Genomic DNA, 19,746 nt, shown 5'->3' with positions numbered 1-19,746 from the left:
GTCGGCGAAATCCCGCGAAAAAGGCTGGAAATATGACCATATTTAGTGGTCAAAACGTGTTTTTTAGGTGACGATTGGGCTAACCATCGGTAAGAATGGGCGCAATCAGGCGGAAAACAGCCCGCGAATGTGGGCATCAGGACAGGCGGACAAGCTATGACACTCAACCTCACTATGCCCGGACATGACGAGCTGAAGCCCCGTATCACCGTTTTCGGTGTGGGTGGGGCGGGTGGCAATGCCGTGAACAACATGATCGAAAAGCGTCTCGATGGTGTGGATTTCGTGGTGGCCAACACAGATGCGCAGGCCCTGAGCCAGAGCAACGCAGAGAGCCGCATCCAACTGGGTGTGAAGGTGACAGAGGGTCTGGGTGCAGGCGCGCGGGCTTCTGTCGGGGCCGCCGCCGCCGAAGAGAGCATCGAGCAGATCGTTGATCATCTGGCTGGCGCGCACATGTGCTTTATCACTGCGGGCATGGGCGGCGGAACCGGAACCGGTGCTGCACCGATCATCGCGCAGGCCGCGCGGGAATTGGGCGTACTGACGGTGGGTGTTGTCACCAAGCCGTTCCAGTTCGAAGGCGCCAAGCGGATGCGTCAGGCAGAAGAAGGCGTTGAGGCGCTGCAAAAGATGGTCGATACATTGATCATCATCCCCAACCAAAACCTGTTCCGTCTGGCGAACGAAAAGACGACCTTCACCGAAGCGTTCAGCATGGCCGATGACGTGCTCTATCAGGGCGTCAAGGGTGTGACAGACCTGATGGTGCGTCCGGGCCTCATCAACCTCGATTTCGCCGACGTGCGCGCGGTGATGGACGAGATGGGCAAGGCGATGATGGGCACAGGCGAGGATAGCGGCGAAGATCGCGCCATCCAGGCCGCCGAAAAGGCGATTGCCAACCCGCTCTTGGATGAAATCAGCCTGCGGGGCGCCAAGGGTGTGTTGATCAACATCACGGGTGGGCATGACCTCACGCTGTTCGAGTTGGACGAAGCCGCCAACCGTATCCGCGAGGAAGTGGACCCGGATGCCAATATCATCGTGGGCTCGACCCTTGATCCGTCGATGGAAGGCTCGATCCGTGTCAGCGTTGTGGCAACGGGCATCGACGTAAGCCAGGTAGCCGCCGATCTGCCAGTACCGCGCCGCTCGATGGCGCAGCCGCTCAAGCAGCACGTCAGCGCCGAGGCTGCCCCGGTGGCCAAGCCCGAGCCTGCACCGGTCGCCGCGCGTGTGGCAGAGCCGGAGCCGTCGCTCTTTGCGGCGATGGAGACGCAGCGCGCAGCCGCCGAAGATCAGATGGAAGATATTTTCGAAGAGGAAATCGCAGAAGACGATCTTCCGCCGCCTGCCTATCAGCCGCGTGTCGAAGAGTTTGCGCGCAACACCTATGACGATGAAGACGAGCTCGAAGCCTACCTTGCGCCGCGTGCACCGGCCCCCGGCACCCCCTCGCCCGAGGCGCTCCAACGGTTGCAGGCGGCTGTCGGTCGTGCCCCGGTACAGCCTCAACAGCGCCGCCCCGAGCCCGAGGCACGGGCCGCAGAAGAGCGTCCGCGCTTTGGCATCAACTCGCTCATAAACCGCATGACCGGCCATTCTGCCGAGCCAGAACGTGCGCAGCCTGTCGCGCGCCCGAGCCGCCAACAGCCAACCATGGGCGGCGCACAGCCCCAGCAGGCCCCGGCGCGTGCCCATGACGAGGACGAGCAGATCGAAATCCCAGCCTTCCTGCGTCGTCAGGCGAACTGATTATCGTTTCAAGCCAAATGAAAAAGCCGCCCATTTGGGCGGCTTTTTTATTTCATTTCGGTTTGGTGCGTCTCTTCACATCCGCAGGAGGATCTTGCCGTGGTGTTCGGCGGCCTCCATCAACCGATGCGCTTCTGCCGCCTCGGCCATCGGCAGGACGCGGTGCGTTACCGGGCGCAGCTTCTGAGCAGTGAAGAGAGGCCAAACCGTCTCGTGCAGGGCTTCGGCCACTTGCGTCTTGAAGCCTTCGGGGCGCGAGCGCAGAGTAGAGCCGGTATAGCTCAGGCGTTTGAGCATCACAGGCATCAAATCAATCTCGACCTTTGAGCCCATGTTGAATGCCAATTGGATGATCCGGGCATCGTGCCGCGCGGCTTTGATGTTTCGCGCTACATAATCGCCGCCTATGATATCGAGGATGATGTCGGCCCCGCCAGCCTCGCGAGTGAGAGCGACGAAATCCTCGGTGCGGAAATTGATGGCTCGGTCTGCGCCCAATTCGGTCACGAATTGCGCCGCTGCGTCATCGCCAATCGTCGTCAGCACCGTGAGGCCCATAGCCTTGCCCAATTGAACTGCGGTTGAGCCGATCCCACCTGCTCCGCCATGCACAAGGAAAACGCCGTCCTTGGGCAGATTGTGCCCCAGAAACACATTGCTCCAGACGGTAAAAAAGGTCTCGGGCAGGCCCGCGGCCTCGACCTCGTCCACACCGTTCGGGATGGGCAGGCAATGGCTGGCGTCGACCGCCACAAACTCGGCATAGCCCCCGCCGTTGGTCAGGGCGCAGATGCGGTCTCCGGGGTGCCATTTGGTGACACCCTCGCCACAAGCAACCACTTCGCCAGAAACCTCAAGGCCAAGGAGGTCCGACGCGCCCTTGGGTGGAGGGTAATGCCCGCGTCGCTGCACAAGGTCCGGACCGTTGACGCCAGCGGCGGTGACGCGGATCAGAACCTCGCCTGTGCCACAGTCGGGCAGGGCGCGCGTGCCCGGGATCAGAACCTCGGGGCCACCGGGGGCGGCCATTTCGATAACGCGCATGGTTTCGGGCAAGGCGCTCATCGGGCAGCCGCCTTTTGCGGTGTCTTGGCGCTCGCGCGTGCTACGGCGGCCACCACGTCATCGGCATGGGTTGCAATCTCGACCCCGGCACCGCGCAGACGCGCGATCTTATCCGCCGCCGTGCCACCGCCCAGAACCGAAAGCGTGCCAGCATGGCCCATCCGCCGCCCGCGCGGCGCATGGCGTCCGACCACAAGGGCAACGACGGGCTTGCCATAGTCCACCGCTTCGAGATAGGCGGCGGCCTCTTCTTCGCCGCGCCCGCCAATCTCGCCGATCATAACGACAGCCTCGGTCTCTGGATCGTCACGAAATGCCTTAAGACAGTCGACAAAGCCCACGCCATGCAATGTGTCACCCCCAATGCCCACGGTGGTCGATTGTCCAAGCCCCGCCTTGCTACATTGCGCAAGGATTTCCGAGGTAAGCGAGGCCGAACGTGAGGCAATACCGATATGGCCCGGCATTGCATTCACCGTCGGCATGACGCCGATTTTGCATTGGCCCGGGGTCAGGATGCCCTGCGAGTTGGGGCCAATCAATATGGTATCGGTGCCCGCAAGCGCCTGTTTGACGCGGCTCATGTCATGTTGTGGCACGCGCTCTGTCACGCAGACGACCACGCTGACCCCGGCCTCGATCGCCTCGATCATCGCGGGGCCAGCCTGAGGTGCGGGTACGATCACGAGGCTGGCGTTGGCCTGTGTCGCTTCAACCGCCTCGCGCACGGTGTTGAAAAGCGGCAGGCCCAGATGCCGCGCGCCGCCCTTGCCGGGGCGCACGCCGCCCACGCAGGTGGTGCCATAGCGCATCGCCTCATCGGTGTAGAAGGTGCCGGAGCGCCCGGTCATGCCCTGAACAATGAGCCGTGTTTCGGAATTGACAAAGATCGCCATCAGCGTGCCCTCCTCTGGCCTGCCAGCTCTACTACCCGTCCAACCGCAGCCGACAGCGTGTCGCAGCTCTCAACCGGCACTTTGCGTTCGCGCAGGATGCGGTGGCCCCAATCGGCATGTTTCCCCGAGATATAGGCAATCACCGGCAGCTTCCGCGTGGCTTTAGCATAGGCAAAGTTTACGCCTTCGGCTACCGTATCGGCAGAGGTCATGCCGCCGCCGTGAATGGTGAGCAGGATCGCCGATACTCGATCATCGGCGAGAAGTATCTCGACCCCGCGCGCCACATCCATACTGCTCGCGGTCGTGCGGATATCCATGAAGTTTGCAGCCTTGCCGCCAGCGTCTGTGATCATGTCATTAGTAGCAAGGCCAAGCCCCGCGCCATTGGCAACAACGCCGATGTTCCCCTCGAGCCGTACTAGGTTGATATTGTGTTTCTGCGCGGCCAACTCATCCGCTGGTGCGGGACGGTCCGCGACCATGGAGGCGAATTCGGGGCGGCGAAAGCCGGCGTTTGGATCAATCGCAACCTTGGCATCCACGGCCATCCAGCGGCCATCGGTCGTTCGGGCAAAGGGATTGATTTCGATAAGTGTCATGTCGTTTTCGGTAAAGGCGAGGCGGGCGGCAAAGATCGCGTCGATGGCCGCGTCTTGCGCTTCGCTGATCCCGACACCAGTCAGAAAGGGTGCAATCTTGGCGCGCGCCTCGGGGCTATCCGAAGGTAGCGGGCAGCTTTGAGCCGTGTCCTCGTCCATGCGGGCGCGCTGCTCGAATTCCACCCCGCCCGCACCCGAGGCCAAAAGCATGGGCTGCCCTGTTTCCGGGTCAAAGGCGATGGCGACGAAACAGCTTTGTGCGATGTCAATCGCCGCCTCGATCTGCACGAGGGTTACGGTCTCTCCTGCCGGTCCGGTCTGGTCTGTTACTAGGGTCGATCCAAGAAGGCGGCGCGCCTCGTCAGCCACGGCAGAGGGCGTCGCGGCAAAGCGGATACCCCCAGCAAGCCCGCGCCCACCTGCGCCGATCTGGGCCTTCACCACGTATTTTCGCGCGTCAATTTCCTTGCACAGGCGTTGCGCTTCGTCCGGGCTACGCGCGGGACGCCCGTCGGGGGCAAGCACGCCATATTGCGCGAGCAGCTCTTTAGACTGATATTCGGCGAGAAACATGGGATGTGCCTCCTGTTCGGCTATGGTTCTTGGTATACCAGGTGCCAGATCTAGTCAACGGATGCCATTCCATTCTGGGGACCGGCAGGCGGTTTCGGCCAGACTCTTTCCTCGTGCCGTTCTACCATGCGCTTGCCCTGCTCATTTGGCAATTTCTTGCAAGGTCAACTGTTCTACGGTGCGTTGCAACCCATCAAAGCCATGGCTTGCCCCTTTGACAGGAACATATGCGGCGGGAAGTCCACGCGCCTTGGCGGCGGTGACGAATGCTTCTGAGAATTCAGGGTAGGTATTCGTGTCCTTATCGCCCACGACCGCAAAAATACGAGTGCCACGCGCGATGGAACCGACATAGTCAGAAGGAGAGAGGCTGTTTTTCCAAGCGGATTTGCCACGTTTGGCGCGCCATGCGGGAATGTTGCAGGGGCAGGAGACAAGAATCACGCTGTCTAACAGGCCCGGATACAGACCGGCGATCGCCCCAAGTTGCGCGGCCCCGCCTGAATGGCCTACGCCGATTACCTTTGATGCTCCGACGGTTTTTGCAAGATTCTGGATTGTCTGTGCCACCAGTGCATTATTCTGCTTGGTGTAGTGATCGCTGCGCCCGTTGTTGGAGCCGGGGGATTTCTGACCCTTTTCACCCGTGTATCCGGGCCTTATGAGGGCAAAGACACTGGTCCCTTTGCCTTGCTTTGCGACCTGTTCCGCGAAATCATAATGATAGGTGGCTGGCCCGCCCTTGCTGACATCGCCGTGAACCACGACCACGAGAGCGCGGTTGCCTGCGCCAAACATCTGACCGTTCAGAGGCCCGGGGGACTGGGCCATCGCCATATTGGCGAGGCCCAGAACCAATAATGCACTTAGACGGAACAATGAGAGCGGTAGCGGCATGGTGAATTCCCTTCACGTTGTGCATGCGCTCCCATTGTTACCGGTCTTAAGTGATTCAGCCAATCGCCTTGAGCACGGCCTCGCCGAGGCCAGCGGGGCTTTCGGCCACGGTGATGCCGGCGGATTTCATGGCTTCGATCTTGCTCTCGGCGTCGCCTTTGCCGCCCGCGACGATGGCGCCGGCGTGGCCCATGCGGCGGCCCGGCGGGGCTGTGCGCCCGGCGATAAAGCCTGCGACAGGTTTTTTACGCCCGCGTTTGGCTTCGTCTTTCAGGAACTGCGCCGCCTCTTCTTCCGCGCTACCGCCGATTTCGCCGATCATGATGATCGACTGCGTTTCGTCATCGGCCAGGAACCATTCCAGCACGTCGATATGTTCGGTGCCCTTGATCGGGTCGCCGCCGATGCCGACGCAAGTCGACTGGCCAAGGCCCACATCCGAGGTCTGCTTGACCGCCTCATAGGTCAGCGTGCCCGAGCGGCTGACCACGCCGACGCTGCCGCGCCGGTGGATATGGCCGGGCATGATGCCGATCTTGCAGGCGTCGGGCGTGATGATGCCGGGGCAGTTCGGGCCGATGAGGCGCGATTTCGACCCTTCGAGCGCGCGCTTGACGCGCATCATGTCCAAAACCGGGATGCCTTCGGTGATGCAGACAATCAGCTCCATCTCGGCATCAATCGCCTCGAGAATGGAATCCGCAGCAAAGGGCGGCGGCACGTAGATGACGCTCGCATTGGCCTCTGTCACATGCTTGGCCTCATGTACTGAGTTGAATACGGGCAGGTCGAGATGCGTCGTGCCACCCTTGCCGGGGGTCACGCCGCCGACCATCTGGGTGCCATAGGCGATGGCCTGTTCAGAGTGGAATGTGCCCTGCGAGCCGGTAAGGCCCTGACAGATCACGCGGGTATGTTTGTCGACGAGGACTGCCATTTTGTTTGGCTCCTGAGTTCTGCGGCGGGGCCGCGTTATGGTATGGTCGGATGATCCGGGGCTCCGCCCGTTCGCGCCTCAAACGCTCCACCGGAGCGTTTGCCGGGGCCAAGGCCCCGGACCGGCGCTCACCCCTTGACGGCCTTAACGATCTTCTGCGCGCCGTCCTTCAGATCATCGGCGGCAATCACGTCGAGGCCGGAGGTGTTGATGATCTCCTTGCCCTTTTCCACGTTGGTGCCTTCGAGACGGACCACGAGCGGCACTTTCAGCCCCACCTCTTTGACCGCAGCCACCACGCCCTCGGCGATCACATCGCAGCGCATGATGCCGCCGAAGATGTTGACGAGGATGCCTTTGACCTGCGGATCAGAGGTGATGATCTTGAAGGCCTCGGTGACCTTTTCCTTGGTCGCCCCGCCGCCCACATCGAGGAAATTGGCGGGCTCGGCGCCATAAAGCTTGATGATATCCATCGTCGCCATCGCCAGACCCGCACCATTCACCATACAGCCAATCTCGCCATCGAGCGCGATATAGTTGAGGTCGTATTTCGAGGCCTCAAGCTCCTTGGGGTCTTCTTCCGAGGTATCGCGAAGTTCGGCGATATCGGCGTGGCGGTAGATCGCGTTGCCGTCAAAGCCAAGTTTGGCGTCGAGCACCATCAGATTGCCGTCGGTGGTAACGATCAACGGGTTGATCTCGAGCATCTCCATGTCTTTTTCGACAAAGGCACGGTAGAGCAGGCCCATCAAAGATACGCATTGTTTAATCTGACCGCCGGTCAAACCAAGCGCAAAGGCGATGCGTCGTCCATGATAGGGCATGTAGCCGGTGGCGGGATCGACAGCGAAGCTGAGGATTTTCTCAGGCGTTTCTGCGGCGACCTCTTCGATATCCATGCCGCCCTCGGTCGAGCAGACAAAGCTGATGCGGCTGGTCTGGCGGTCGATCAGCAGGGCAAGATAGAGTTCGCGCGCGATGGCCGAGCCGTTTTCGATGTAAATGCGGTTGACTTGTTTGCCCTCAGGTCCGGTCTGATGCGTGACAAGTGTACGGCCCAGCATGCGCTTGGCCTCTTCTGCCGCCTCGTTCACAGACTTGGCAATGCGCACGCCGCCTTTTTCTCCGGCACCCGCCTCTTTGAACTTGCCCTTACCACGGCCACCAGCGTGGATCTGCGCTTTGACCACCCAGACGGGGCCATCGAGCGCGCCAGCGGCGGTCTTGGCCTCTTCGCCGCGCAAGACGACCCGGCCCTCACTGACCGGTGCGCCATAACTGCGCAACAAGGCCTTTGCCTGATATTCATGGATGTTCACGCTCTTCCTCCCTTGGATAATACGACCGCGGCCGTCATTTGATCAGTGGCAACAGTTTCTTGAAGGCCGGTGTTCCAGCCTGGCCCAGCCATTCGAACACGACCATTTCCGTGGTGGCGATACCTGCACCCGCTGCGCTGAGCCGCGCGATGCAAGCATGTTCACTCTCCAACGTGCGTGAGGCGGTGGCATCTGAGACAACAAAAACCTCAAATCCCTCTTCGATCAGGCTTGCGGCGGTTTGCAGCACGCAGACATGCGCCTCCATTCCCGCAAGCACGGCTTGTTTGCGGCCAAGAGCGCGGAAATGCGCTGCAAAATGGGTGTCTTCCATACAGGAAAAATGCATTTTGCTGAGGACGACGGCATCTGGCCCCGGTTTGAGATCCGGGACGGTGCGACCAAGACCTGACGGATACTGCTCGGTCATCACCACGGGTACAGCCATTTCTTGCGCGCAGGCCATGAGAGTGCGCGCATTGCGAATCGTCCGCGCCGGAGCCTGCATGGCGGGGACGAGCCGCTCTTGCATATCAATGATCACAAGCGCGCTGTCGGCGGCACGGATAAGCATGATCGTCCCCCTGATGTCATCCACAAATGTGGTGTTCATTCTTGTGGTATTCCAAATACCACAGATGATTTTGCCCAGCAACCCAGCAATTTTCAGGCGTGATCTGCAGGTTTCAAGCTAAGACAATGCAAGACCCGGTGAAGCGGTTTCATTGTGCGATGCGATGCTGCAGTGCGACACGCGCGATGTGATTCGGTGAGAGTGGGCATCCTCTCTAGATTGTAATAAAATTAACAAAAAACAAATATAATCAGATATTTATCATTGCCTCGTTAGGATTGAGCCGTCGTCGATGACCGTTAGGTCCGCACGCCTGAATTCTGCTTGATAAACAAGGCTGTCATGGTCATTTCCGGTGAGTCATGCTGCACCTGCGGCGACGAATCTTGGAAAAATGATTTGCCCGACCTGATATGCTGGTCTATGGTATACCACAGAAATGAGCATGGCCGCCTAAGGGCGCGGGCGCATTGGAGGGATAACATGAAGCTACGCCCGATCGCGTCGAAATTCACGCTCAAGGATCATGTTTACGACCGTCTGCGCGAGGCGATCCTAGAGATGGATATCTACGATCAGAACGCAGAACTGCGGTTGGACGAGCGTTCGTTGGCGGAGCAACTGAATATTTCGCGCACCCCGCTACGGGACGCGATTGCGCGGCTTGAGTCTGATGGGCTGGTGACGGTGGTCCCGCGCAAAGGTGTGTTTGTTCAGCGCAAGAGTCTGGAAGAGATCCTGGAGATGATCGTGGCCTGGGCGGCGCTTGAGAGTATGGCGGCACGGCTTGCGGTTGATAATGCGACTGACACAGAGATTGCGACACTGCGCAAGATCGCCTCGAAATACAATGACGAGCTCTCCGCGACGCGGATCGCTGAATATTCTGACGACAACCTAAAGTTCCACATGCACATCTTGGAAATTTCGCATTGTGGCCTGCTCAAGACTATGGCGGAGGGGCTGTTTCTGCACATCCAAGCGGTGCGGCTTCGGTCTATGTGGGAGGGTGATCGCGTCAAGCGATCGGTTGTCGATCATGCTGAAATCATCGAGGCGTTGGAGCGTCGCGATGCCGAGGAGGCCGCTGAACGGGTGCGGGAGCATACGATGCAGTTGCATCAGCACCTTCGCAGAACTTGGGGCCGGCTGGAATTAACCCGCAACGCTGCGGCGAACACGGGCTGAACATCATCCTCACACCCGGCAGCATAGACGGGGTGAGACAGATTTGAAACGGGAGGGAAACCATGGCAGTCGCCAGCGCACACGTAGCACATAGCAAGGCACCTGAAGGGGATATCGAAAATCTCACAGATGGGTTTCACCTGCTGATTGATGCACTCAAACTCAACGGGATTGAGACGATCTATAACGTCCCCGGCATCCCGATCACCGACCTTGGCCGCTATGCGCAGGCACAGGGAATGCGGGTGATTTCCTTTCGGCATGAGCAGCATGCGGGCTATGCCGCGTCGGTTGCGGGGTTCCTCACGAAGATGCCCGGCGTATGCATGACAGTGTCTGCCCCCGGTTTCATGAACGGGCTGACCGCTCTTGCGAATGCGACCACGAATTGCTGGCCGATGATCCTGATTTCCGGTTCGTCCGAGCGCGAGATCGTGGACCTTGCCCAAGGCGATTACGAGGAAATGGACCAATTGGCCATGGCGCGGCCATTCTGCAAGGCGTCCTATCGCCTGACATACGCGCAGGACATCGGCATTGCTGTGGCCCGTGCCATTCGTTCGGCCATTTCCGGTCGGCCCGGTGGGGTCTATCTCGACATTCCCGGCGCGATGCTGGGGCAGGTGATGGATGCGGCTGAGGGCGCGCGCTCGCTTGTCAAGGTGATCGAGCCAGCGCAGCGGCAAATCCCGGCGAAATCCGCAATTGATCGCGCCATCGAAGTGATGAAGACCGCGAAGCGCCCGCTGATCGTGCTGGGCAAGGGCGCGGCCTATGATCAGTGTGATGATCTGATCCGCGAGCTTGTTGAAAAGTCCGGCTATCCTTTCCTGCCGATGTCGATGGCCAAGGGTCTGTTGCCTGACACCCATCCGCAATGTGCCGCGGCGGCGCGTTCGATGGTGCTCAAAGATTCTGATGTGGTCATCATGATGGGCGCGCGGATCAACTGGCTGCTCAGCCACGGTAAGGGCAAGCAGTGGGGCGAACCGGGGGCCAAACGCTTTGTCCAGATGGATATCGAGGCCGAAGAGATGGACTCGAACGTCGAGATTGCAGCCCCCATCGTGGGGGATGTCGGATCGTGCTGTGAGGCGCTGCTCAAGGCGATGGACGGGGCTGGGATCGCCCCGCCGAAAGAGTGGCTTGATGCGGTAAACTCCAAGGCCACGGCCAATATGGAGAAAATGGACGCACGCCTGCGCAACAACAATGATCCGATGGATTATCACGGCGCGCTCGGGGTGATCAAAGACGCGATCAACGACAATCCCGATACGATCCTTGTCAACGAGGGGGCCAATACGCTCGATATGTGTCGCTCTATCGTCAACATCCACAAGCCGCGTCACCGGATCGACGTGGGCACCTGGGGTGTGATGGGGATTGGCTTGGGTTCGGCCATTGCGGCCGCCATCGAGACCGGCAAGCGTGTGCTTGCGGTTGAGGGCGACAGTGCCTTTGGCTTCTGCGGAATGGAGATCGAAACGGTCTGCCGCTACAACCTGCCGATTTGCACGGTCGTGTTCAACAATGACGGTATCTATCGCGGTGATGGCGAAAATTGGGGCGGCGGCGATGATCCCGCGACCACGGTTTTTGTCAAAGGATCGCGCTATGACCTGATGATCGAGGCTTTTGGTGGCGTCGGTGTCATCGCACGTTCGCCGGATGAACTGCGCAAGGCGGTTTATGAGGCGCTCGACAGTGGCAAGCCGACGCTGATCAATGCAATCATTGACCCGGCAGCGGGCAAGGAAAGTGGCAATATCGGCAATCTCAACCCGCAATCTGTGGTGGCGCAACGCCTCTATCCGCAGGCGCGTAAAGACTGAATGAAAACGAAACTGGGGCGTGGGCACTAGGCCCACGTGACTCAGAAGATGGAGAACTCAATGAAAGCTCTTGAAGGCGTCAAGATCCTCGACTTTACCCATGTGCAATCAGGCCCGACCTGCACGCAATTGTTGGCATGGTTCGGCGCGGATGTGATCAAGGTCGAGCGCCCCGGTGTTGGTGATGCCACGCGCAAGCAGCTCGTGGACGTGCCGGGGGCGGATAGCCTCTATTTCACAATGCTCAACCACAATAAGCGCTCGATCGAGCTCAACCCCAAGAATGAGGCAGGTAAAGAGGTGTTGACGCGCCTTGTCGAGACTTGCGACGTGCTGGTTGAGAATTTCGCGCCGGGTGCTCTTGACCGTATGGGATTTAGCTGGGAGCGGATTCAGGAAATCAATCCGCGGATCATCATGGCCTCGGTCAAAGGGTTTGGCCCCGGCAAATACGAGGATTGCAAGGTCTACGAAAACGTCGCGCAATGCGCAGGCGGTGCGGCCTCGACCACTGGCTTCCTCGATGGTCCGCCGCTTGTGACCGGCGCACAGATTGGCGACAGTGGCACCGGCCTGCATCTAGCACTTGGCATCGTGACCGCGCTTTATCAGCGCGAGCGTTCGGGTCGGGGGCAAAAGGTGCTGGCGCCGATGCAGGACGGGGTGATCAACCTCTGCCGCGTCAAGCTGCGCGATCAACAGCGCCTCTCTGTTGGTCCCCTGACCGAGTATTCGCAATATGGCGCAGGTATCCCGTTTGGCGACTCGACGCCGCGCGCGGGCAACGATTCAGGCGGTGGTCAGCCGGGCCGCATCCTGAAATGTAAAGGATGGGAGACCGATCCCAACGCCTATACCTATTTCATCACTCAGGCGGCTGTCTGGGAAAAGGTCTGCGACGTGATCGGCGAGCCTGATTGGAAAGATGCGCCCGGTTATGCCACACCGGCCGAGCGGCTGGACAAGCTGGATGCGATTTTTGCGCGCATTGAAGAATGGACCATGACCAAGACGAAGTTCGAGGTGATGGACATCTGCAACCCGCATGACATCCCCGTGGGTCCGATCCTGTCGACCAAGGAAATCATGGAGGATGAGGGCCTGCGCAAGACCGGCACCATCGTCGAGGTCGATCACCCGACGCGGGGCCGCTACACCAGCGTCGGTTGCCCGATCAAGCTGAGCGATAGCCCGGTCGAGGTTACGCGGTCGCCCCTTCTTGGGGAACATACGGCGGAAATCCTGAAGGATGTGCTGGGCTATTCCGGCGAGGATCTGGCGCGGATCATGGAGTCCGGTGCCGTTGGCACAGCCAAGCAGGCTGCAGAATAACGAATAGGTGTCGGTAAGGCCGGCGTAGACCGGCCAACCGCACAAACGGGAGGAGCGAATGCGACTTATAGTGATGGGGCAACAGGCCTTTGGCAAAGATGTGCTGGCCAAATTGCTCGACACCGGGACAGACGAAGTTGTCGCGGTCTATTGCGAACCTGATCGGGATGGAAAACCTGTCGATCCGATCAAGGAGCTTGCGCTGGAAAAGGGCCTGCCGGTCCACCAGCCTGCCAATTTCGATGATCCTGCCTCGCTTGAGGTGTTGGCGGGGCATAAGGCGGACCTGATGGTCATGGCCTTTGTGAATGTCTTTGTCCCTGAGGCTGCGCGCGATACGCCGACCCATGGCTCGATCTGCTTTCACCCCTCTTTGTTGCCGCTGCATCGTGGGCCGTCTGCCGTCAACTGGCCCATCATCATGGGATCCACCAAATCTGGCTATTCGTGGTTCTACCCGTCGGATGGGTTGGACGAGGGCGACAGCCTTTTGCAGTGGGAATGCGAGATCGGGCCCGATGACACGGTGATCGACCTCTATTTCAAAAAGATCTATCCGCATGCTGTCGACAGCGTGCTGACGGTCTGTGATCTCTTTCGGGCAGGTAATCCGCCGCGCATCGTGCCCGACGAAGATCAGGCAACGTACGAGCGCCGCTGCACGCGCACCCATGCGCGGATCGAATGGCATCGACCGGTCAAACAGGTCTATGACCTCATCCGGGGAACCAATCCGGCCCCCGGGGCCTGGACCACGCTGAATGGCGCAGAGGTTGATGTTTACGATTGCGCGATCGTGGCGGGGGACGGGATTTCGGGCCGCGTGCGTGACGTGTCTGATGCGGGCGTTGCGGTGCAATGCGTGGGCGGGCGTATCCTGATCAAGCGGGTGCGACCGGCAGGCGGAGCCAAGATGCCCGCAAGTGATTGGGCGGCATCGGTCGGGCTTGCACCGGGGGCCACCCTCGGAAGCTGATTTCGACACCAGAGCAATGGGAGCGCATCATGGCTGATTTGGACCATTCCCACGCCACCACAGGAGGGCCAAGGCAGATTGCCGATAGCCCAAAGGGTCGAGGTCTGACAGGCTGCACCATCGTGACCGCGCCGATTTCGGGCGACATGCCTTTGGCGCGGTTCCTATCCACCAACGCCGCAGGCGTTCCCAACGGGTTGTATTGATCATGGGCAAGAGCACACTTCACACCATCATGATGCCGGTTCGCGAAGACGGGCGGGGGCCGATCCTGTTTGCCCATGCCGCAGCCCTCGCCAAGCGCTATGACGCCCATGTGCGGGTGGTCCATTGTCACCCTAAGGCCGAAGATATGATGCCCTATGGCGTGGTTATCCCCGCGTTCCTGCGAAAGCAGTTGGAAGAAGCCAGCCAGAAACGGGCGGATTACGAGCAAGGCTATATGCGCGACAAGTTTCTTGAGGATGCCAAGCGTCACGGCATCAGCGTAGAGCCGCGCGCCATCGGCAAGGCCACGGCTGCCTTTCGCGAATACGAGGGCAAGCAAGTCGAGGTGGTGCGCCACTACGGACGTCTGGCCGATCTAATCTGTGTGGCGAAGCCGAGCCAAGAAGAGAACCTTGGGTATAACACATTGAAATCGGCACTCTTCACGTCTGGGCGCCCAGTTCTTGTGTGTCCCGAAACCGAGGTAGTGGCCCCGGATATCGGCAGCCATGTGGCGATTGGCTGGAACGGCTCACTCGAGGCCTCGCGGGCGGTGGCCATGGCGATGCCACTCATCGAGGGTGCGGACCAGGTGACGATCCTGACCGGAGGCCGAATCGATCACACCGCCACGCCCGAGGAATTCCGCCATTATCTCGCGCAGCGGGGGATAACATCGCAGATTAACACCTTTGAGCGCAGCGGAAACGTTGGCCGGACGCTTTTGGAAAAATGCACCGAAGTAGGGGCAAACATGCTGATCATGGGTGCCTATCATGAGAGTTATGAGCGGGAGTCGCTCTTGGGCGGCAATTCCGCAACGATTGTCGCGGAAGCGAAAATCCCCGTCGTCATGGTGCATTGAGGCCGCGAGCAAGCGGGTCGGAAAAGTTCTGGACAGAAAAGGGAGGACGACAGCAAACTAAAATCTGGTTCGGATAAGCCCCAAAAAACATGGCCGAGGAGGGTCAAGGGCATGTCAGAACCTCTAACGCATCTGGCCAAACAAACAGGCCATCAACGGGAGGAAGACATGAATATTCTAAAGACGTTAGCAGTCGGCATCGCCGCGCTCGGGCTCTCTGCCCCAGCCGCCATGGCCGAATGGCAGCCGCGCAAGCCCATCGACTTTGTCATCATGGCGGGTCCGGGTGGTGGTGCAGACCAGATCGCCCGCTTTATTCAGTCTGTGGCTGAAAAGAAGGACATGACAAACCGTCCGCTCATCCCCAACAACAAGGGTGGCGGTTCTGGTGCAGAGTCGCTGATCTGGCTCAATTCTACCAACGATCCGGATCACACAATTCTGGTGACGCTGAACTCGTTCTTCTCTACGCCGATCCGTCAGCCAGAGCTGGGCATCGACATCCAGACCTTTACGCCGATTGCGATGATGGGCGTTGATCCTTTCGCCCTCTGGGTCCACAAGGACAGCGGCATCGAGACCTTCGAGCAGTGGCTTGATGCGGTCAAGGCGGCGGATGGCGAGTATGTCACTGGCGGCACCGGAACGGGGCAGGAAGACAGCATCGTTTTCGCCTACATGAACAACGCGTTTGACCTCAAGACGAAGTATATTCCCTTCGACGGTGGTGGCGCGGTTGCGGCGGCCCTTGCAGGCAAGCAGATCATGGCGACTGTGAACAACCCGGCTGAAGCGCGCGGTTTCTTCCAGTCGGGCGATGTACGTCCGCTTCTGGTGTTTTCGGACGAGCAGATGAGCGCCTATCCGGGCATTCCGACGCTCAAGGAAAAAGGCCAAGACTTCAGCTACTACAACCAGCGGGCCGTCGTGGGCGCGCCGGGCATGTCGGACGAGGCTGCAGCCTATTACCAAAAGCTGTTTGAGGACATCTTCAACTCGGAAGAGTGGCAGGGTTACTTGGAAGCTGAATCCCTCTCGCCGCTGTGGATGAACGCCGACGAGCAGCGTGCGTACTGGCAGTTGCAGGTGGAAAACCACACCAAGCTGCTTGAAGGCATGAAGTGATCTGAACCGAAACTGAAAACAAGGAGGGCTGGCCATGCGGGTTGGCGAACTAGTGACGGCGGGCGTGCTGGCCCTCCTCTCCATCTATCTGATGTACAAGTCATCGGCGAACGGGATCGGCTTTGTTGCCGGAACCGGACCACAGGGCGGCTTCTGGCCATTCTGGCTGTCGCTTGGCATGCTGATCTCGACCGGTTTTATCGCCCTGAACTGGGTGCGGGGCACGTCTCCGCAATCCCAGTCGGACGAACCGGTTCTCGACTCTTACGGGCTCAAGACATTGTTGCTCGTAGGGGGCGGTATCATAGGCTTTGTTGCCCTGATCGACATTGTGTCGATGTATGGCGCGGTTGCGATCTTCATGATTTACTACCTCAAAGTCCTCGGCCGACATGGCTGGTTTCTGACCAGCATGATGGTCGTGATGTTCCCGCTCGGACTGTTCTTCTTCTTCGAAGGGCTGATGCAAATCTCGATGCCAACAGGCATGGGATTCACCGAGCCGGTGTTCAATGTCCTCTACGAAATCATCTACTGAGCCGGTCACGGCCTAGCTGACAAAAAGGGCGACCAAACCCATGGAAATTCTATCTCTACTTGGCGACGGCATATTTGTCGCATTGCAACCTCTTAACCTTTTGCTCATCTTTGTTGGCGTGACTCTCGGGCTCTTTATCGGCGCAATGCCGGGTTTGGGTTCGGTGAACGGTGTGGCAATCCTGTTGCCGATCACCTTTCTTGTCCCGCCGGGATCAGCAATCATCTTCTTGGCCGCCATCTACTATGGCGCCATGTATGGGGGGGCGATTTCGTCGATTACCTTGGGTATTCCCGGGGCCTCGACGGCGGTCGCAACCACCTTTGACGGACGACCACTGGCCCTCCAAGGCAAGGCGCGTCTTGCCCTCGTGGCGGCAGCGATCGCGTCTTTCGTCGGGGGAACGGTATCTGTTGTTCTCTTCACCGGTTTTGCCCCGCTCTTGGCAACGGTGGCGCTCAGCTTTGGTCCGCCAGAAATCTTTGCGCTGATGCTTTTGGCCTTTGCCACATTCGTGGGCCTCGGCGGCGACGATATCCCCAAGACGGTGTTTTCGATCTGCTTTGGCCTCGTGCTGGCAACAGTGGGCTTTGACCAGATTTCCGGTGCGCCGCGTTTGATCCTGCTCGACATGAACGGGTTTCTGGGCGGTATCAGCTTTCTGGTTCTGGCCATCGGTGTCTATGGCATCGGCGAGATGATCTGGACGATTGAATCCACACGCGGGGAAGTGACCAATACCGAAGCAAAGATCTCGGTTAAAGGGATCATTGAGGATAGTGGCACGACCATCAAAAAGGGGTGGAAAGGCATATCTGTCGGTTCGTTCCTTGGCTTCTTTGTTGGCGTGCTTCCTGCTGCAGGGGCAACCCCGGCCTCGCTCATGTCCTATGGCGTGACCAAGATGCTCTCGAAACGCCCCGACGAATTCGGCAAGGGCCATGTTGGTGGTGTGGCCGCCCCTGAAGCGGCAAACAATTCTGCTTCGACCGGGTCCATGCTGCCGATGCTGACCTTGGGTATCCCAGGGTCTCCGACCACGGCCATTCTGCTCGGCGGGATGGTCATCTGGGGTCTGACACCTGGTCCGCGCCTCTTTGTGGAGCAGTCGGATTTCGTCTGGGGTTTGATTGGGTCGTTCTATGTGTCCAACCTGTTTGCCCTGATCGTGAACCTTGCCTTCATCCCGCTCTTTATCTGGATGCTGCGCATGCCCTTTACGGTGCTGGCACCACTGATCTTTGTGTTGTCGGTCGTTGGCGGCTATGCGGCGATGCAGGATATGTTCGACATCTGGCTGCTGCTGATCTTCGGCTTTGGCGCGTTCTTCCTGCGCAAGTTCGACTATCCGGTGGCTCCTGCGGTTCTGGCCATCGTGCTGGGTCCGATTGCCGAACCGACGCTGCGCCAATCGCTGCTGTTGTCTTCGGGTGATCCCTCGATTTTCTTCACCCGTCCGATTTCGGCACCGATCATGATCGTGGCGATCGTCCTGATCCTGATGCCCGCGTTCAAGTATCTGCGCCCGCGCCGGGCCAAGCCGGCCGAATAAAGACCTATCGAGTAAAATGGAAAGGGGGGCCAATCGGCCCCCCTTTCAGCTTTCATACCGGGTGCTGCCGCGCCGGTTCTCGTCAATCGGCAATTCCATCAACAAGGGCTGATGTGCGCGCTGCGAACAGGCCTGACGCGGACAAAGGTTGCAATTGAGGCCGATAGGCGCATAGAGCTTGGGGTCGTCGAAATTGTAGCTCGATGCATAGCGCAGGCGGTGCGCGTATTTCGCCTCGCATCCAAGGGCAAGTGTCAAGCGGCGGTCCTGCGTTTCCTCACTGAAAACGGGGCGGTGCACCGTGCGGCTGACCGTGAAATAGCGCGCGCCATCGGGCATTTCGACGAATTGCGGCATCATCACGCCGGGTTGGTAAAACGCCGTGTGAATATTCCAGACCGGGCAGGAGCCGCCATATTCCGCCAAGTGGAACGAGGTGGAATTGAACCGTTTGGTAACATTTCCAGCCTTGTCGATCCGCAAGAAGAAGAACGGCACACCACGCGCGCCCTCACGTTGCAGAGTGGTCAGGCGTTGACAGACCTGTTCAAACGAAGTGCTGAAGACGGCGGCAACGCGGTCGATGTCATAAGCGGCCAACTCAGCTTCGCGCAGAAAGGCGTCATAGGGCATGAGAAACGCGGCGGCAAAGTAATTGGCTAATTCCACCCGGAGCCGCGCCAATGCATGCTGCGAGCCAAGACCGCTGCGGTCCACGACCCCTAACAATACGTCAGGATAGGCGACAAGGCAGAGCACATGCGCCAGCTGAAAGGCACGGTTGGAGGTATCAAGCGCCTGTGACAGATGCACAACGCCCGTTGCCTCATCGTAGTAGCGCAGCGCGTCGCCCATCTCTCCGATCCGTCGAATGCGTACGCTGATGCCATGGCGTGTTCTCAGGCGTTCGCGCAGGTCGAAATAGCGATCTTCGGGCGAAGAAAAGTCACCTTCGCGCGCGCTCTCAGCGGCGCGTTCCAACTCGGGAAAGTGGTTTTCGTGGTCGCGGAAGAAGTTGTGGATCACGGTCTCGGGCGAACTGCGCAAGAGTTCATCGGCGGCGTTCTCTCCGGCGAGGCTCAGGATCTTTTCCAGCGCGGTGCGATAGGCGCCATGCAGTTCAAGAAAAAGATCGACAAGCCGGGGGGCGTGATCGACGGCACCGCGCAATTCCTGCAGGTCTGGGCGGTCTAAGGCAAATACTGGATCGCGCACAGCATGGCGCAGATCCGCCACCCGTCTTGCGGTCTCGTCTCGGGTCAGGTCACGCCAGTCTACCGCATAGGCATCGGCAATCGACATCAGCATCTGGACGGAAAGGCTACGCTGGTTGTTTTCCAGTAGGTTGATGTAGGACGGGCTGACGTCCAATTTGCGCGCCATATCGGCCTGAGTTTGCCCACGTTCGCGCCGCAACTGCCGCAGACGAGGACCAATGAGGGTCTTTGCCATAGAGAAACCTTACAACATTACAGATTTTCGCATTGTAAAGTTTACCGTACAC

The 19,746-nt window shown here is 59.3% G+C and carries 18 protein-coding genes; 10 read left to right on the top strand and 8 right to left on the bottom strand.

Going from position 1 to position 19,746, the window contains the following annotated elements; all coding sequences use genetic code 11:
• Positions 1-156: 156 nt before the first annotated feature.
• Positions 157-1,758 (top strand): cell division protein FtsZ, encoded by a 1,602-nt coding sequence (gene ftsZ / locus RAK1035_RS19155; protein WP_037297441.1) that lies wholly within the window; start codon positions 157-159, stop codon positions 1,756-1,758.
• Between the two features lie 75 nt (positions 1,759-1,833).
• Here the strand turns inward: ftsZ and RAK1035_RS19150 are convergent, their stop codons facing one another.
• The 7 genes from RAK1035_RS19150 to RAK1035_RS19120 all read right to left on the bottom strand — a co-directional run bounded on the left by RAK1035_RS19150 (position 1,834) and on the right by RAK1035_RS19120 (position 8,663).
• Complete coding sequence (locus RAK1035_RS19150) at positions 1,834-2,823, bottom strand: NAD(P)H-quinone oxidoreductase (RefSeq protein WP_008280510.1); 990 nt, start codon at positions 2,821-2,823, stop codon at positions 1,834-1,836.
• Positions 2,820-3,719 (bottom strand): succinate--CoA ligase subunit alpha, encoded by a 900-nt coding sequence (sucD, locus tag RAK1035_RS19145; RefSeq protein ID WP_008280509.1) that lies wholly within the window; start codon positions 3,717-3,719, stop codon positions 2,820-2,822. Before sucD (RAK1035_RS19145) ends, RAK1035_RS19150 begins: the two co-directional genes overlap by 4 nt.
• A complete protein-coding gene (locus RAK1035_RS19140; RefSeq protein WP_008280508.1) occupies positions 3,719-4,894 on the bottom strand; it encodes an ATP-grasp domain-containing protein in 1,176 nt (391 codons plus the stop codon). Before RAK1035_RS19140 ends, sucD (RAK1035_RS19145) begins: the two co-directional genes overlap by 1 nt.
• A 141-nt stretch (positions 4,895-5,035) precedes the next feature.
• A complete protein-coding gene (locus RAK1035_RS19135) occupies positions 5,036-5,791 on the bottom strand; it encodes an alpha/beta hydrolase family protein (RefSeq protein WP_050775746.1) in 756 nt (251 codons plus the stop codon).
• A gap of 55 nt (positions 5,792-5,846) precedes the next feature.
• The gene (gene sucD, locus RAK1035_RS19130) at positions 5,847-6,728 is read right to left on the bottom strand and encodes a succinate--CoA ligase subunit alpha (RefSeq protein ID WP_008279485.1); all 882 of its coding nucleotides are present in this window, start codon (positions 6,726-6,728) and stop codon (positions 5,847-5,849) included.
• 128 nt (positions 6,729-6,856) lie between these two features.
• Complete coding sequence (gene sucC / locus RAK1035_RS19125) at positions 6,857-8,050, bottom strand: ADP-forming succinate--CoA ligase subunit beta (protein ID WP_008280506.1); 1,194 nt, start codon at positions 8,048-8,050, stop codon at positions 6,857-6,859.
• Positions 8,051-8,084: 34 nt separating this feature from the next.
• Complete coding sequence (locus tag RAK1035_RS19120) at positions 8,085-8,663, bottom strand: hydrolase (RefSeq protein WP_008280505.1); 579 nt, start codon at positions 8,661-8,663, stop codon at positions 8,085-8,087.
• Between the two features lie 444 nt (positions 8,664-9,107).
• Between RAK1035_RS19120 and RAK1035_RS19115 the strand changes: the two genes are divergently transcribed.
• The 9 genes from RAK1035_RS19115 to RAK1035_RS19080 all read left to right on the top strand — a co-directional run bounded on the left by RAK1035_RS19115 (position 9,108) and on the right by RAK1035_RS19080 (position 18,242).
• Entirely contained in the window at positions 9,108-9,812 is a 705-nt protein-coding gene (locus RAK1035_RS19115; RefSeq protein ID WP_008280504.1) for a GntR family transcriptional regulator, read from the top strand.
• 62 nt (positions 9,813-9,874) lie between these two features.
• Positions 9,875-11,647: an oxalyl-CoA decarboxylase gene (gene oxc, locus RAK1035_RS19110; protein ID WP_008280503.1), complete on the top strand. Its 1,773-nt coding sequence runs from the start codon at positions 9,875-9,877 to the stop codon at positions 11,645-11,647.
• A 60-nt stretch (positions 11,648-11,707) separates the two neighbouring features.
• A complete protein-coding gene (gene frc, locus RAK1035_RS19105; protein ID WP_008280502.1) occupies positions 11,708-12,979 on the top strand; it encodes a formyl-CoA transferase in 1,272 nt (423 codons plus the stop codon).
• A 58-nt stretch (positions 12,980-13,037) separates the two neighbouring features.
• A complete protein-coding gene (locus RAK1035_RS19100; protein ID WP_232279177.1) occupies positions 13,038-13,955 on the top strand; it encodes a methionyl-tRNA formyltransferase in 918 nt (305 codons plus the stop codon).
• A gap of 29 nt (positions 13,956-13,984) precedes the next feature.
• Positions 13,985-14,161, top strand: a complete 177-nt coding sequence (locus RAK1035_RS20295; RefSeq protein ID WP_157132401.1) for a hypothetical protein — start codon at positions 13,985-13,987, stop codon at positions 14,159-14,161.
• Between the two features lie 2 nt (positions 14,162-14,163).
• Positions 14,164-15,027, top strand: coding sequence for a universal stress protein (locus tag RAK1035_RS19095; RefSeq protein WP_008280500.1), 864 nt, complete (start codon positions 14,164-14,166; stop codon positions 15,025-15,027).
• Between the two features lie 168 nt (positions 15,028-15,195).
• Positions 15,196-16,152, top strand: a complete 957-nt coding sequence (locus RAK1035_RS19090; protein ID WP_037297528.1) for a Bug family tripartite tricarboxylate transporter substrate binding protein — start codon at positions 15,196-15,198, stop codon at positions 16,150-16,152.
• Positions 16,153-16,186: 34 nt separating this feature from the next.
• Positions 16,187-16,690, top strand: coding sequence for a tripartite tricarboxylate transporter TctB family protein (locus RAK1035_RS19085; protein ID WP_008280498.1), 504 nt, complete (start codon positions 16,187-16,189; stop codon positions 16,688-16,690).
• A 40-nt stretch (positions 16,691-16,730) separates the two neighbouring features.
• Positions 16,731-18,242 (top strand): tripartite tricarboxylate transporter permease, encoded by a 1,512-nt coding sequence (locus RAK1035_RS19080; RefSeq protein WP_037297440.1) that lies wholly within the window; start codon positions 16,731-16,733, stop codon positions 18,240-18,242.
• Between the two features lie 45 nt (positions 18,243-18,287).
• On the opposite strand, the gene RAK1035_RS19075 is transcribed toward RAK1035_RS19080, so the two are convergent.
• Complete coding sequence (locus RAK1035_RS19075) at positions 18,288-19,694, bottom strand: helix-turn-helix domain-containing protein (RefSeq protein ID WP_008280496.1); 1,407 nt, start codon at positions 19,692-19,694, stop codon at positions 18,288-18,290.
• Positions 19,695-19,746 lie beyond the last annotated feature (52 nt).

Source organism: Roseovarius sp. AK1035 (genome assembly GCF_003288315.1).
Classification (GTDB): domain Bacteria; phylum Pseudomonadota; class Alphaproteobacteria; order Rhodobacterales; family Rhodobacteraceae; genus Roseovarius; species Roseovarius mucosus_A.
Note: the sequence above shows the minus strand (reverse complement) of the source record. Positions and strands in the feature narration are given on the sequence as shown.